Origin of the sequence: Amycolatopsis sp. cmx-4-61 (genome assembly GCF_046548775.1) — a bacterium.
GTDB lineage: Bacteria > Actinomycetota > Actinomycetes > Mycobacteriales > Pseudonocardiaceae > Amycolatopsis.
Window position 1 is genome coordinate 116,516 of the sequence record NZ_JAEBEI010000012.1, and the last position, 13,899, is coordinate 130,414.

Here is a 13,899-nt window from a genome sequence, read left to right on the forward strand (position 1 = left end):
AGGAACGGCCGTTCTCTTCCCGCGTCAGGGCGCCGACGGCCGCCGCGAGCTGATCACGCCGGTGTTGAACCCGGCCAGGTGCAGCCCGCCGGCGAAGCGCGCGTGCTCGATCTTGACGCACCGGTTCATCACGATGTCCAGCCCGGCTGCCCGCGCCCGCTCGGCCACCGGCTCGTGCCACAGCCCGAGTTGCAGCCACAGCGTCCGCGCGCCGGCGTCGATGACCTCCTCGGCCACCTGCGGCAGGTCGTCGTGCTTGCGGAAGACGCTCACCAGGTCGGGCTCGCCCGGGACGTCCTTCAGCGACGCGTACACCGGTTTGCCGAGCAGCGTGTCCAGCCGCGGGTTGACGAAGTTGACCTCATAACGCGTCGACGAAAGCAGGTAGGTCGCGACGAAGTAGCTGGGCCGCGCCGGGTTGGCCGACGCGCCGACGATCGTCACCGACTTCGTCCGGGTGAGGATCGCGCGCCGCTCGACGGCGCTCACGTCGTGCGTCACCCGGCCACCGCCTTGCCCAGCGCCTGGTCGAGGTCCCAGAGGATGTCGTCGACGTCCTCGAGGCCGACCGACAGCCGGATCAGGTCGGGCCCGACGCCCGCCGCCGCGAGCTGCTCCTCCGACAGCTGCGCGTGCGTGGTCGAGGCCGGGTGGATGACGAGCGTCCGGGCGTCCCCGACGTTCGCCAGGTGCGACAGCAGCTCCACCGACTCGACGAACTTCTCACCGGCCGCGCGGCCGCCGTCGATGCCGAAGGAGAACACCGCGCCCGGTCCCGCGGGCAGGTACCGCCGGGCCAGCTCGTGGTGCGGGTGCGACGGCAGCCCGGCGTAGGACACCCAGGCCACGCGCGGGTCCGCCTCGAGGTGCTCGGCGACCGCGCGGGCGTTCGCGACGTGCGCGTCCATCCGCTGGGGGAGCGTCTCGACCCCCTGCAGCAGCAGGAACGCCGAGTGCGGCGACAGGACCGCGCCGATGTCCCGCAGCTGCTCGGCGCGCAGCCGGGTGCAGAACGCGTACTCGCCGAAGTTCTCCCAATAGCGAAGGCCGCCGTAGCTGTCGACGGTCTCGGTCATCCGCGGGAACTTCCCGTTGCCCCAGTCGAAGTTCCCGGATTCGACGACGATGCCGCCGAGCGTCGTCCCGTGCCCGCCGAGGAACTTCGTCGCCGAGTGCAGCACGATGTCGGCGCCGTGCTCGATCGGGCGGCACAGGTACGGCGTCGCCAGCGTCGCGTCGACGACCAGCGGGATGTCGTGGGCGTGCGCGAGGTCCGCCAGCGCGGCGAGGTCGGCGATGCCGCCGCCGGGGTTGCCGATGACCTCGGTGTAGAGCAGCCGGGTCCGGTCGGTGATCGCCGCGGCGTAGTCGTCGATGCCCCCGCCGACGAAGGTGGTCTCGATGCCGAAGCGCCGAAGCGTGCCGGTGAGCTGGGTGACGGTCCCGCCGTAGAGGCCGCTCGCGGAGACGATGTGGTCGCCGGCCTCGGCGAGCGCGCTGAAGGTGAGGAACTCGGCGGCCTGCCCGCTCGCGGTGGCGACACCCCCGATGGCGCCTTCGAGGCTGGCGATCCGCTCCTCGAACGCGGCCACCGTCGGGTTCCCGATCCGGCTGTAGATGTTGCCGTACTTCTGGAGCGCGAAGAGGTTCGCCGCGTCGGCGGCGTCCTCGAAGACGAAGCTCGTGGTCTGGTAGATCGGCACGGCCCGTGCCCCGGTCGCCGGATCGGGCGTGCCGCCCGCGTGCAGGGCGCGGGTGCGGAAGCCCCAGCTGCGTTCACTCATCGTGGTCCACGGTAACCGCAGCATCCCCCGGATGACACGCGCTCCCAGGGCGTGGGCGCGGTTACGCTCCCACCCGTGACGGTGCGCTGGAGCGTGACGATCGACTGCGCGGAACCCCGCGTGCTGGCCCGGTTCTGGGCGGTGGCCCTCGGCTACATCGAGCGCCCGCCGCCGCCGGGGTTCGCGAGCTGGGAGGCGTGGTTCACCCGGCACGGCGTGCCCGAAGCCGAGTGGGACGACGGCGCGTACCTGACCGACCCGGAGGGCGTCCTGCCGAGCCTGAGCTTCCTCAAGGTGCCCGAGGCGAAGGTCGTGAAGAACCGCCTCCACCTGGACGTCCAGGCGGGTGGGGGCCGCGAGGTGCCGTGGGAGACGCGCTGGGAGCGGGTCGTCGAGGCGGTCGCCCGGCTGACCGCCGCGGGCGCGACCGTCCTGCGGGAGGACCAGCTGGACGGCCGCCCCGACCACTTCGTCATGGCGGATCCCGAGGGCAACGAGTTCTGCGTGCTCTGAACCCGGTCAGCTCCGCCACGGCAGGACGCGCCCGAACCGGACCAGCTCGCCGTAGGTCACCGGATCCACGTCCGCGAATACCAGGTCGAGCACCTTGCGCGCGGCCTCGTCCGGGGTCTGCGCCTGGCTGAAGTCGCTGAACCACGGCCGGGACGCCCGCGTGTCGACCAGGCCCGGGCACACCGCCGCCACCAGCGTGCCGGTGGCCAGGTCCGCGGCCCGGCGTTCGGCCGCCACCGCGCGGACCGCCGCGACCTGGGCCACCTTGGACGGCACGTTGATCCAGTCCGGCCAGCCCTGCGCGGCGGCCGTGCCGTCGTGGATCGCCGTGCGCCAGTCCTCGACCGCCTTCTCGACGTCGTCCAGCGAAACGCCGTCGAAACGCGCCCGCAGCGGCTCGGGCAGGTGGCCGAGGGTGCCGAGCGAACTGGCCACGACCAGCAGCCGGCCGCCCGGCCGCAGGACCGGCCCGAACGACCGCAGCACGGCGTGGGTGCCGCCGTTGGCGACGTCGAGGAAGACGTCGGCCTGCTCGGCCTGCGGACGGCCCGGGTCGAGCGGGCCGACGGCGTTCGAGAGCACGATGTCGACCGGCTCGGCGAAGCGGCCCACCGCGTCCGCGTCGGAGACGTCGAGCACGCGGCCCTCGACCCGGCTGCGCGTCGCCGGATCGGCGGCGACGCGGGCGGCGGCGTCCGCCACCCGGCCGGCGTCGCGGCCGGTGAGCAGAACGAGGTCTTCCGGGGCGAGGCGGGCGGCGAGCCCGCGGACGAGGGCGAAGCCGAGGCCCTGGTTGGCCCCGGTCACCACGGCGATACGTGTCATACCGGCCACGGTAGGTTCGCCCGGGCCATGCGAAAAGCGAGAATCGAGCATCCCTGGTATGCGTGGACGTCATGGACTTCGGTGACGTCTCCCTGGTCGCCCTGCGCGTGTTCCGCGAGGTCGCCGGACGCGGCACCCTGACCGCGGCCGCGGCGGCGCTGGGCTACACGCAGTCCGCGGTGTCGCGGCAGATCGCGTCCCTCGAACGCGTGGCGCGCACTCCCGTGCTGGAGCGGCGGCCCGACGGCGTGCGGCTGACCGCCGCCGGGACCATCGTGCTGCGCCACGCCGTCGCGGTGCTCGACGAGATCGACGCGGCCGGGCGCGAGCTGGCCGGGCTGCCCGCCGACGCCGGCACCGTGCGGCTGGGCTGGTTCCCCAGCGCGGGCGCGGTGCTGGTGCCGCGCGCGGTCGCGCAGCTGCGCCGCACCCACCCGGCGGTCACCGTCGTCACCCGGGAGGGCACGACGCCGGTCCTCGTCCGGGCCCTGCGCGCGGGCACCGTGGACCTGGCCGTGCTCGGCTCGGTCCCGCCGTTCCGGCCACCGGACGCCGAGACACCGGCGTTGCGCCTGGAGACGCTGGCCGAGCGCAGCCTCCGCCTCGCCGTGCCGGCGGGCCACCCGCTGGCCGGTGCCGGCCCGGTCGACGTCGCCGACCTGCGCGGGCAGCGGTGGATCGCCGGGCCGTCGGCGGGGGAGGACACGCTGATGGGCGTGTGGCCGGGGCTGGACGAGCGGCCCGAGATCGCCCACACCGCGCGCGACTGGCTGGCGAAGCTGAACCTGGTCGCCGCCGGCTGCGGGCTGACGACGCTGCCCGCTTCGCTGGCCGAGGCGGTGCCGCCGGGCGTGCGGGTGCTGGAGGTCCGCGGCGGGCCGTCCGAACGGCGGCGGGTGGTGCTGGCGCGGCTGCCGGGGCCGCTGTCCGAACCGGCGGCCCTGCTGGCCGCGGCCCTGCGCCGGACCGCGGCGGGATGACGGAGATCACCCGCGCTCCGGTCACATCACCCGCCGTCGCGGGGTCTACTGCTACGACCCCGGGGCGGAAGGAGCGAGACAGGTGGACGCGCTGACCGAGCGGTTCGAGCAGGAGCGGCCGCGGTTGCGGGCGGTCGCCTACCGGATGCTGGGTTCGGCGGCCGAAGCCGACGACGCCGTCCAGGAGGCGTGGCTGCGGTTCCACCGCACCGACACGGGCGAGATCGACCACCTCCCCGCCTGGCTGACGACCGTGGTCGCCCGGGTGTGCCTGTCCCTGCTGCGTACGCGCCGCAACCACCGTGAGGAGCCCCTGGACGGGCAGCCGGAGCCGGACGACGACCGCCGCGACCCGGGCCAGGAGGCCGAGCTGGCCGACTCGGTCGGGCGGGCGCTGCTGGTGGTGCTCGACGCGCTGGGGCCGGCCGAGCGGGTGGCGTTCGTGCTGCACGACATGTTCGCCGTGCCGTTCGACGAGATCGCGCCGGTGCTCGGCAGGACCGCGGCCGCCACCCGGCAGCTCGCCAGCCGCGCCCGCCGCCGGGTGAAGGGCGGCGAAACGGCGGCCGCGGACCTGCCCCGGCGGCGCAAGGTCGTCGAGGCCTTCCTGGCGGCCTCCCGCGGCGGTGACTTCGAAGCGCTGCTCGCCCTGCTCGACCCGGACGTCGTGCTGCGCGCCGACCGGTTCGTCGGCCCGAGCCCGGCGCCGATCGAGCTGCGCGGTGTCGAGAGCGTCCGCCGCGGCGCGATCCTGGCGTCCGAGCGGGCCCGCGCCAGCGAGCTCGTCCTGGTCGACGGCTCGCCCGGCCTGCTCATGGAGCGCGACGGCCGGCCGGCGGTGGTGCTGGCGTTCCGCGTCGGCGGCGACCGGATCACCGGTATCGAGGTCATCGCCGACCCGGCGCGGCTTGCCGGGCTCCAGCTGGCGGTTTTCTAACCCAGGGCGGCACGAAGGCGGGCTTCGCGCTCTTCGGGCGTCTGACGCGGGCAGCTCACGCACTTCGGGTTGCCGGCTTCGTAGATCAGGCAGCACGAAGCACGGCGGACGGCGGGGGTGCGGCCCACGCGCACGAAACGCGGCTTGGGCAGGCCCAGGCCGATCGCGGCGACCAGGGGTTCGGCCAGGGGCAGCGCGCGTTCGGGATCCGGGGTCCACAGCAGCCGGTTCCCGATCGAGTCGGTGGCGATCGCGCCGAGCGCCCGCTCCCGCGCCCCGCTGACGGCGGCGATGGTGCTGATCGCGGTGCCGAGGGCCTTGGCGAACGCGGCGCCGAGTTCGGGGAGGCCGCCGTCGAGGGGACGGGTGGACCGCGCGCCGAGGAAGCGCCCGTCGGCGACGAGGTCGAGTTCCACGGCGTCCAGCGAGGGATCGACCGGCCGTCCGGCCACCAGGCCCGCCACGGCCGGGGCCACCAGCACCGACGACAGCGAGTACCACCAGATCGTCCCCAGCACCTCGGGCCGGGCACACCCGTACAGCTTCGCCGCGCCGCCGATGCGGGCCCGCACCCAGCCGGTGTCCGCGAGGCGGGTCGCGGGCGCGGTCCAGTCGGGCTTCACGCCTCCACCTTCCCAGACTCAGCGCCGCCGGTACGTCGCGACCGTGAACGACACCGTGACGACCTGCGGCTCACTCAGCGCGTCGAGCCGCTCCCGGCGGCCGTTCCGGTCGAGGTGGAACCCGGCGGGACCCATCTCGACCGCTTGGCGCACCTGCCGCGGCGTCAGCTCCACCTCGCGCCGGACCTCCGTGCGCTCCGCACGCGTGAAGTACTCGCCGAGGGTGGCGTCCAGCCGCTCGTCCTTGCGCTCGTCGACGGCCAGGACGAGGTCGCCCAGCTCGCGCAGGTGGTCCGGGGCCGGGGCCGCCACCACCAGCCGGCCGCCCGGCCGCAGCACGCGGTGGAACTCCGGGCCGTTGCGCGGCGCGAAGACGTTCAGCACGACCGACGCCACCCCGTCGCCGACCGGCCACGGCTCCCACAGGTTCCACACCGCCGCGCCCAGCCTCGGGTGGGCCCGCGCCGCCCGCCGCAGGGCGACCGCGGAGACGTCCAGCGCGAGGCCGAACGCCTCCGACGCCGCCAGCACCCGCGCGAGGTAGTAGCCCGTGCCCGCGCCCGCGTCGATCACCAGACCGCCGGCGTCCGCGCACACGCGGGCCAGCTCGTCGGCGAGGGGTTCGTACGCGCCCGAGGCGAGGAAGTCCGCGCGGGCCGCGACCATGGGTGCGGTGTCCGCCGTCCCGGCCGGGATTCGCGCGTGCAACAGGTTCACGTAACCCTGGCGAGCTAGATCGAAAGAGTGGCGGTTCCCGCAACGCAGCGTGCGGCCCGCTGCGCCGATCGGGTCGCCGCACACCGAACACCGCAGTGCCGCGACGACCGGGGGTGGCAGTGGGTCATTCCCGTGGTCGGCCGGTGTCATGGGGGTATTCGACCACGACGTTTCGCAACCGGACACCCGAGGCGGGGTCCTGGGAAACCTGGCCGTAACAACCCGGCGCGGACAGTTCACGCGGGTGAAACCTCGCGAGCCGCCCCGTGAAACACCGCGCGCCAAAACTGCCAACGCACGAACCCAGGGCACGGGAGGACGATGTGCTGAACGCAGGAGACACCGCGTGGGTATTGGCCAGCGCCGCGCTGGTCATGCTCATGACCCCAGGACTGGCGTTCTTCTATGGCGGCATGGTCCGCGCGAAGAGCGTCCTGAACATGCTGATGATGAACTTCATCGCGCTGGCCGTCGTCGGGGTGCTGTGGGCCCTGTACGGCTTCTCGATGTCCTTCGGCGACGACGCGTTCGGAGGATTCCTCGGTAACTTCCACTTCGCCGGGCTGGAAAACACCTTCGGCAAGCTCGCCGGGTTCGCGGTCGCCGCGACCGACACCTCGCCGGCGGTCGCCTGGCCCGGTTCGGACGGCCTGCCCGTCCTGGCCTTCGTGATGTTCCAGCTGATGTTCGCGATCATCACGCCCGCGCTGATCTCCGGCGCCATCGCCGACCGCGCGAAGTTCTGGGGCTGGACGCTGTTCGTCGTCATCTGGGTGACGGTCGTGTACTTCCCGGTCGCGCACTGGGTGTTCTCCTTCAACGGGTTCATCGGCGAGAACGCCGTCGGCGGCTGGATCGCCAACAACCTCAAGGCGCTCGACTTCGCCGGTGGCACCGCGGTCCACATCAACGCCGGTGCCGCGGGCCTGGCTCTGGCGATCGTGCTCGGCAAGCGCAAGGGCTGGCCGAAGGACACCGGCCGCCCGCACAACGTCCCGTTCGTGCTCCTCGGCGCGTCGCTGCTGTGGTTCGGCTGGTACGGCTTCAACGCCGGGTCGGCGCTGGCCGCCAACGACCTCGCCGCCGTCGCGTTCACCAACACCACCGTCGCCACCGCCGCCGCTGTCCTCGGCTGGCTGCTGGTGGAGCAGCTCAAGTTCGGCAAGCCGACCACCCTCGGCGCGGCTTCGGGCGCGGTCGCCGGTCTGGTCGCCATCACCCCGGCGTGTGGCTTCGTGAGCCCGATCGGGGCCATCGCGATCGGCCTCATCGCCGGTGCGGTCTGCGCGCTGGCCATCTCGCTCAAGTTCAAGTTCGGCTTCGACGACTCGCTCGACGTCGTCGGCGTCCACCTGGTCGGCGGCATCGTCGGCACGCTGCTGATCGGCTTCTTCGGCACCACCAGCGTCAACTCGCTCGGGGCGGACGGCCTGTTCTACGGCGGCGGGTTCACCCAGCTGGGCCGGCAGGCCGCGGCCGCCGGTGCGGTGCTCGCGTACTCCTTCGTGCTGTCCTTCATCATCGGCTTCGTGATCAAGAAGGCCGGCGGCTTCCGCGTCAGCACCGAGGACGAGGTCAGCGGCATCGACGAAGCCCAGCACGCGGAGAGCGCGTACGACTTCACCGGAACCGGCGGGGGCCTCGGCCACCCGAACACCATCCCGGTCAAGTCCGCCACCCCGGCCGCGAAACTCGAGGAGAGCAAGGCATGAAGCTCATCACGGCGATTGTCAAGCCGTTCACGCTCGACGACGTCCGCTCCGCGCTGGAGCAGCTGGGCGTGCTGGGCATGACGGTCAGCGAGGTCCAGGGCTACGGACGGCAGAAGGGCCACACCGAGGTCTACCGCGGCGCGGAGTACTCGGTGGACTTCGTGGCCAAGCTGAAGATCGAGGTCGTCACCGACGACACCAACGTGGAGAAGGTGCTCGACGCCATCACCACGGCCGCGCACACCGGCAAGATCGGCGACGGCAAGGTGTGGGTGACCCCGGTCGAGACGGTGATCCGGGTCCGGACCGGCGAGCGCGGCACGGACGCGCTCTAGGGCGTACGGGATGGCCGACGGGGGCGAACTGGTCAAGGCCACCGAGCGTTTGCTCGAGGGCAGGCACGGGAGGCTGGGGTCGTCCGCACTGCGGGCGGCCCTGGTCGACCTCTACGAGTTCTGGCTGGGCAGGGGAGCCTCGGCGGCCGGCGTCGACACCGCGGAACCGGGTGTCGCGCTGGTCGCCGTGGGCGGGCTCGGCCGGCGGGAGCTGGTGCCGTTCTCCGATCTCGACCTGCTGCTGGTGCACAACGGCAACAGCGGCGTCGGCGAGATCGCGGACGCGCTCTGGTATCCCTTGTGGGACGCGAAAGTCGGGCTCGACCACTCGGTCCGCACGCCCGGTGAGGCGCTGAAGGTCGCTTCGGAGGACCTGCGCGTGGCCATGGGCCTGCTCGACGCCCGGCACCTCGCCGGGGACGCCGAGCTGAGCGGCCGGCTGGTGACCGCGGCGCGGGACCAGTGGCGCCGCACGGCGCGCAAGCAGATCCCGGACATGACGGCGTCGGTCCGGCAGCGCTGGGCGCGCAGCGGCGAGATCGCGCAGTCCGCCGAACCGGACCTCAAGCACGGCCGGGGCGGCCTGCGGGACTTCGCCGTCCTGGAAGCCCTGGCCGCGGCGCAGCTCACCGCGCGGCCGGGCGAGGAACTCCTGGAGGCGAAGGGACTCCTGCTCGACGTCCGCACGGAGCTGCGACGGGAGATCCGGCGGGAACGGGACGTCCTGTCCGCGCCGGAGGCCGAGCTGGTCGCCGCCGAACTCGGCTTCGGCGACCGGTTCACGCTGGCCCGCAAGCTTTCCGGCGCGGGCCGCACGATCGCCTACGCGCTGGACGTCGCCCTGCGGTCCACAGTGGAACCACCGCGGACCCGGTTCGGCCGGCGTCCCGCGCGGACGCCGCTGGCGGAAAACGTGGTGCTGCACGGGAACGAGGTCGCGCTGGCCCGCGACGCCGTCCCGGCGAAGGACCCGGCGCTGCTGCTGCGGGTGGCCGCGGCGTCGGCGCGCACGGGCAAGCCGATCGCGCTCGGCACGCTCAAGGCGCTGGCCGAGTCGGCCCCGGAGCTGCGCGCGCCGTGGCCGGCCGAAGCGCTGAACGCGCTGGTCGAGCTGCTGGGCGCGGGCGAGGGCCTGGTCGACGCGGTCGAGTCGCTCGACCGGACCGGCCTGTGGTCCCGGCTGTTCCCGGAGTGGGGCGCGGTCCGCGACCTGCCGCCGCGCTCCCCGGTGCACCAGTGGACGGTCGACCGCCACCTGGTGCGCACGTGCGTGGAGGCCGCCAAGCTGACCACTACGGTCCCGCGCCCGGACCTGCTGCTGATCGGCGCGCTGCTGCACGACATCGGCAAGGGCCGCGACGCCGACCACTCGGAGCTGGGTGCGAAGATTTCGGCCCAGGTCGCGACCCGGCTGGGCTTGAGCCCGGCCGACGTCGGCACGGTGTCGGCGATGGTCCGCCACCACCTCCTGCTGCCGCACACGGCGACGCGGCGGGACATCGGCGAGCCGGCCACGGTGGCCCGGGTGGTGAAGACCCTGGACAGCGACCTCGTCCTGGTCGAGCTGCTGCACGCGCTGACCCAGGCCGACTCGCTGGCCACCGGCCCGGGGGTCTGGACGGACTGGAAGGCGCGCCTGCTCGCGGAGCTGGTCTCGGGCTGCGAGGAAGTGTTGCGCGGCAAGGGGTTCACGGCCCCGACGCCGATGGACGACGAACAACGCGAGCTCGTCGCCTCGGCGGTGGCCTCGGGCACGGGCGAGATCCGGATCAGCGCGCACGGCAAGGTGGTGACGGTCCTGCTGGCGGTCCCGGCCCACGCGGAGCTCCTGGCCCCGGCGGCGGGCGTGCTGGCGCTGAACTCCCTGGAGGTCCACTCGGCGGTCCTGCGCGGCCACGACGGCGGCCGCGCGGGGGTGTTCACGGCGTCCCCGAAGTTCGGTTCCCTGCCGGACGCAACGCTGCTGCGCGAACAGTTCGCCCGAGCGGTGGCGGGCACGTTGCCCCTGACCCAGCGCCTGGCGGCGAAGGAGCGCGACTACGGCTCCCCGGCGGCCCCGGTCCCCCCGAAGGTGTTGTGGTTCGACGACGAGACGAGCGGCCCGGACACGGTGGTCCTGGAACTGAGAGCGGCCGACCGCATCGGCCTGCTGTTCCGCGTGGCGGGCGCCCTGCGCAGGTGCGACGCGGAGGTCCGCTGGGCGAAGGCGTCGACGCTGGGCGGAGCGGTGGTGGACTCGTTCGCGGTGACCCCCCGCAGCGGCCGCATCGAGCCGGGCTGGCGCCGCGAGGTGGAACAAGCCGTCCTGACGGCGGCTTCCTAGGCGAACGATGTGGTAACTCTTGTAACGGTGGGTCCCGTTCCACCGAGATCTTCCGCATGGCCGGGACCAAAATCCAAGCAGCGGAGCACACCGTCGGCGAGATCTTCGACGACGCCTACCAGTTCGTCATCCCTCGCTACCAGCGTCCCTACGCCTGGACGACGGAGCAGGCCGGGGAGATGTTCGACGACCTCCTCGCTGCCGCGAAGGCGAAAGACTCGCTCTCCGAGTCGGATCCGTACTTCCTGGGGAGCATTGTCCTTGTCAAAGCGGAGAATCAGCCGCGTTCCGAGGTGGTTGACGGACAGCAACGCCTCACGACTCTGACGGTGCTCCTCAGCGTCCTCCGCGCGTACGTCTCGCCGGGCTTCGCCGCATCACTCGAGAAACGCATCTTCCAGGAAGGCGATCCGGTCAAGGGCACCGCCGACCAACCGCGGCTTCGGCTGCGGGACCAGGACCAAGGGTTCTTCGAGAAGTACATCCAGGAGCGATCGGGTAACGACGAATTGCCGGCGCTCCAGAACGTGACCCCGGACAGCCGGCTACGGCTGGTCGAGAACGCACTCCTCTTCAAGTCCCGGTTGAGCGCCTTGCCGGGCCCCGACCGCGAGCGCCTGGTCTCGTTCATCTACAGCTACACCTACCTCGTTGTCGTGGCGACCGTCGACTTCGAGTCCGCGTATCGGATCTTCTCGGTTCTCAACGAGCGCGGCCTGGATCTCACCCACACCGACATCCTGAAGTCGGAGATCATCGGCAAGATCCCCGACATCGACCAGGATGCCTACACCAACAAGTGGGCGCAGGAGGAAGACGACCTCGGCCGCAACGACTTCGGCGATCTCTTCTCACACATCCGGATGGTGTACGCGAAGACGAAAGCTCGAGAGTCGATCCTCAAGGAGTTCCGCGCGTCGGTGTTGCGGCGGGTACCCGACGGCAAGAAGTTCATCGACGACGTGCTGGTTCCCTTCTCGGATGCCTTCGAGGTCGTCACGCGCGCCAGCTACACCGGAGGGCCGGGCGCCGAGGAGATCAACCGGCTCCTGGGCTGGCTCAAACAGCTGGACAACACGGACTGGATTCCACCGGCGATCAGCTACTTCAGCCGGCCGACCGCCGATTCTGCGGCACTGCTCCGTTTCCTCGTCGACCTCGAAAGGCTGGCCGCCGGCATGCTCGTTCGCCGGGTGGACATCACACGTCGGGTCGAGCGGTACGGTCGCGTCCTGGACTGGATCGAGAAGGGCCGCGATCTCTATTCCGCGGAATCCCCGCTGCAGCTTTCCCGGGAGGAACAGGCGGAAACCCTCGCGAAGCTGAATGCCGAGATCTACACGGTGATAAGGATTCGCCTGTACGTGCTGCTGCGCCTCGATTCGGCCTTGTCGGACGGCGGAACGGGCTACGACGGCTACCCCTTGATCAGCGTCGAGCACGTCCTGCCTCAATCGCCTCCAGCGGTCAGCAGGTGGATCATCGACTTCACTTCGGACGAGCGAGCTCACTGGGTCCATCGCCTGGCGAACCTCGTCCTCCTCTCGAAGAGGAAGAACTCGGCGGCGAGCAACCTCGAGTTCGGGGCGAAGAAGAGCAAGTACTTCGAGAAGACGAGCTGGCCACCGTTCGTGCTGACCTCTCAGGTGCTCGCAACAGACGTCTGGACCCCGGCTGTGCTCGAGGAGCGCCAGGAAACCCTGCTGAAGGTGCTCAGTGACCTCTGGAGGCTCGAGCCGGCGGCTTCCTAGGCGATCGCCGTGCCGTCGACCACCTGGTTGCGGCCCGCGTCCTTGGCTCGGTAGAGGGCCTTGTCCGCGGCCTGCAGCAGGCGGTCGACGGCCGTTCCGCCGTCCGGGTACGTCGCCACGCCGATCGAGGCCGAGAGGTCGGCGATCACGCCGTCCTCGTACTCGACCTTCAGCGCTTCGATCGCCGAACGGATGCGCTCGGCCACCGTCAGGACCGCGGCCGGGCCGATGTCCGGCAGCAGGACCACGAACTCCTCGCCGCCGAAGCGGCCGACCGAGTCGTAGTCGCGGACCGCGCTCTTGATCGTCGCCGCCACCGCGCGCAGCACCATGTCGCCCGCCAGGTGGCCGTGCTGGTCGTTGATCAGCTTGAAGTGGTCCAGGTCGATCATCAGCACGCCGAACGTGCTCCGCGTGCTGCGCTGCGCCCGGGCCAGTTCGCGGGAAGCGAGCAAATGCCACCCGGTCGTGTTGAACAGGCCGGTCTTCTCGTCCGTCGTCGCCGCGATCTCCAGCTGCTTGATCAGCACCGCCCGGTGCAGCACCAGCAGTGGCGGCACGATCGCGACGGTGAGCGCGGGCAGCGTCGTCAGCGTCAGGGCGGTGAGCATGCCCAGGCACAGCGTCGCGACTTCCAGGAGGTTGTCGCCGAGACCGCCGAAGAACGCCTTCACCGAGCGGGTCGTGATCGTCAGCGCCGGGACGATCGTGATGGCCGCGACCAGGAAGTACGTCCCCGCCGCGAGCGCGATCGCCGTGACCCCGCGCCAGCCGGCCGTCAGCGCGTCGGACATGCCGCCGACCCCGAGCCACCCGAGCACGGCGTCCGCCGAGTAGCAGGTGATGACGACGAGCGTGGCGTTCAGGGCGATCCGGAACGGCGGGACCCGCTTGATCCGCGCCAGGCTGCGCGTCCCGAGGTGCAGGTAGAGCACGACGACCAGGGCCGCGACCAGGGCCGGCGGCAGGAGCAGGACGCCGGCGAACGTCCAGACCGACGTCAGGTTGATGTGCGGGGTGTCCGACACGAGCCGCCGGACGCGCTCGACCTGCCGGCCGAGTTCGGCCTGCAGCACCCCGAGCCCGGCGAGGACCCCCAGGACGATCAGGTCCCACGTCCGCACGGGCACGGCGGTGGCGGTCCGGACCGTAGCCACCAGCGCGACGGACTCGACGAGGAAGCAGTAGAAGATCAGCGACCGGCGCTGCCGCCAGAGCTTCCAGAGAGCAGGGTTCAGCGCCCCACGGATCCGGCCCACGCGGGGTTCGGCCGGACGGGCGCCGTCCATACTCAAGGCGGTGCAACTCCCCTGGGTGATCCGACGATCCGCATCCACCCCACCACACCGGGCGGCCGCGATCGATGATTGCCACACGTTCGGAGCAGTGAAGGGAGGCC

13 protein-coding genes are annotated in these 13,899 nt (G+C 71.9%); 7 read left to right on the forward strand and 6 right to left on the reverse strand.

The window, feature by feature from the left end; genetic code table 11:
• Nucleotides 1-24 precede the first annotated feature (24 nt).
• Nucleotides 25-501 (reverse strand): CoA-binding protein, encoded by a 477-nt coding sequence (locus ACLJOU_RS29360; RefSeq protein ID WP_410571750.1) that lies wholly within the window; start codon nt 499-501, stop codon nt 25-27.
• Nucleotides 498-1,784, reverse strand: coding sequence for an O-acetylhomoserine aminocarboxypropyltransferase/cysteine synthase family protein (locus ACLJOU_RS29365; RefSeq protein ID WP_410571751.1), 1,287 nt, complete (start codon nt 1,782-1,784; stop codon nt 498-500). The genes ACLJOU_RS29360 and ACLJOU_RS29365 overlap by 4 nt, the downstream gene beginning before the upstream one ends.
• A gap of 75 nt (nt 1,785-1,859) precedes the next feature.
• On the opposite strand from ACLJOU_RS29365, the gene ACLJOU_RS29370 reads away from it, so the two are divergent.
• Nucleotides 1,860-2,297 carry a VOC family protein gene (locus ACLJOU_RS29370; protein ID WP_410571753.1) on the forward strand — a complete coding sequence of 146 codons (438 nt, stop codon included), beginning with the start codon at nt 1,860-1,862 and terminating at the stop codon, nt 2,295-2,297.
• Between the two features lie 6 nt (nt 2,298-2,303).
• Here the strand turns inward: ACLJOU_RS29370 and ACLJOU_RS29375 are convergent, their stop codons facing one another.
• Nucleotides 2,304-3,122, reverse strand: a complete 819-nt coding sequence (locus ACLJOU_RS29375) for a carbonyl reductase (RefSeq protein ID WP_410571755.1) — start codon at nt 3,120-3,122, stop codon at nt 2,304-2,306.
• Nucleotides 3,123-3,193: 71 nt separating this feature from the next.
• Here ACLJOU_RS29375 and ACLJOU_RS29380 point away from each other — a divergent pair, with 71 nt between their 5' ends.
• Both ACLJOU_RS29380 and ACLJOU_RS29385 read left to right on the forward strand, forming a co-directional pair.
• Nucleotides 3,194-4,102 (forward strand): LysR substrate-binding domain-containing protein, encoded by a 909-nt coding sequence (locus ACLJOU_RS29380; protein WP_410572032.1) that lies wholly within the window; start codon nt 3,194-3,196, stop codon nt 4,100-4,102.
• 82 nt (nt 4,103-4,184) lie between these two features.
• Nucleotides 4,185-5,039 carry a sigma-70 family RNA polymerase sigma factor gene (locus ACLJOU_RS29385; protein ID WP_410571757.1) on the forward strand — a complete coding sequence of 285 codons (855 nt, stop codon included), beginning with the start codon at nt 4,185-4,187 and terminating at the stop codon, nt 5,037-5,039.
• On the opposite strand, the gene ACLJOU_RS29390 is transcribed toward ACLJOU_RS29385, so the two are convergent.
• Nucleotides 5,036-5,662 carry a (2Fe-2S)-binding protein gene (locus tag ACLJOU_RS29390; RefSeq protein WP_410571758.1) on the reverse strand — a complete coding sequence of 209 codons (627 nt, stop codon included), beginning with the start codon at nt 5,660-5,662 and terminating at the stop codon, nt 5,036-5,038. The genes ACLJOU_RS29385 and ACLJOU_RS29390 overlap by 4 nt on opposite strands.
• A gap of 18 nt (nt 5,663-5,680) precedes the next feature.
• The gene (locus ACLJOU_RS29395) at nt 5,681-6,529 is read right to left on the reverse strand and encodes a putative RNA methyltransferase (protein ID WP_410571760.1); all 849 of its coding nucleotides are present in this window, start codon (nt 6,527-6,529) and stop codon (nt 5,681-5,683) included.
• 173 nt (nt 6,530-6,702) lie between these two features.
• Between ACLJOU_RS29395 and ACLJOU_RS29400 the strand changes: the two genes are divergently transcribed.
• Genes ACLJOU_RS29400 through ACLJOU_RS29415 form a run of 4 tightly spaced genes read left to right on the forward strand, consistent with a single transcriptional unit; the run spans nt 6,703 to nt 12,500 of the window.
• Complete coding sequence (locus ACLJOU_RS29400; RefSeq protein ID WP_410571762.1) at nt 6,703-8,091, forward strand: ammonium transporter; 1,389 nt, start codon at nt 6,703-6,705, stop codon at nt 8,089-8,091.
• Nucleotides 8,088-8,426, forward strand: a complete 339-nt coding sequence (locus ACLJOU_RS29405; protein ID WP_003103060.1) for a P-II family nitrogen regulator — start codon at nt 8,088-8,090, stop codon at nt 8,424-8,426. Before ACLJOU_RS29400 ends, ACLJOU_RS29405 begins: the two co-directional genes overlap by 4 nt.
• 10 nt (nt 8,427-8,436) lie before the next feature.
• A complete protein-coding gene (locus ACLJOU_RS29410) occupies nt 8,437-10,749 on the forward strand; it encodes a [protein-PII] uridylyltransferase (RefSeq protein WP_410571763.1) in 2,313 nt (770 codons plus the stop codon).
• A gap of 56 nt (nt 10,750-10,805) precedes the next feature.
• Nucleotides 10,806-12,500 (forward strand): DUF262 domain-containing protein, encoded by a 1,695-nt coding sequence (locus tag ACLJOU_RS29415; RefSeq protein ID WP_410571764.1) that lies wholly within the window; start codon nt 10,806-10,808, stop codon nt 12,498-12,500.
• Here the strand turns inward: ACLJOU_RS29415 and ACLJOU_RS29420 are convergent.
• A complete protein-coding gene (locus ACLJOU_RS29420; RefSeq protein ID WP_410571766.1) occupies nt 12,497-13,789 on the reverse strand; it encodes a diguanylate cyclase in 1,293 nt (430 codons plus the stop codon). The genes ACLJOU_RS29415 and ACLJOU_RS29420 overlap by 4 nt on opposite strands.
• Between the last annotated feature and the right edge of the window lie 110 nt (nt 13,790-13,899).

Bases quoted from the DNA above. Each gene is read 5' to 3' on its own strand.
- ACLJOU_RS29365 (WP_410571751.1), bottom strand. From the start codon at position 1,784: ATGAGTGAACGCAGCTGGGGCTTCCGCACCCGCGCCCTGCACGCGGGC.
- ACLJOU_RS29405 (WP_003103060.1), top strand. From the start codon at position 8,088: ATGAAGCTCATCACGGCGATTGTCAAGCCGTTCACGCTCGACGACGTC.
- ACLJOU_RS29375 (WP_410571755.1), bottom strand. From the start codon at position 3,122: ATGACACGTATCGCCGTGGTGACCGGGGCCAACCAGGGCCTCGGCTTC.
- ACLJOU_RS29380 (WP_410572032.1), top strand. From the start codon at position 3,194: ATGGACTTCGGTGACGTCTCCCTGGTCGCCCTGCGCGTGTTCCGCGAG.
- ACLJOU_RS29415 (WP_410571764.1), top strand. From the start codon at position 10,806: ATGGCCGGGACCAAAATCCAAGCAGCGGAGCACACCGTCGGCGAGATC.
- ACLJOU_RS29395 (WP_410571760.1), bottom strand. From the start codon at position 6,529: ATGACACCGGCCGACCACGGGAATGACCCACTGCCACCCCCGGTCGTC.
- ACLJOU_RS29410 (WP_410571763.1), top strand. From the start codon at position 8,437: ATGGCCGACGGGGGCGAACTGGTCAAGGCCACCGAGCGTTTGCTCGAG.
- ACLJOU_RS29420 (WP_410571766.1), bottom strand. From the start codon at position 13,789: ATGGACGGCGCCCGTCCGGCCGAACCCCGCGTGGGCCGGATCCGTGGG.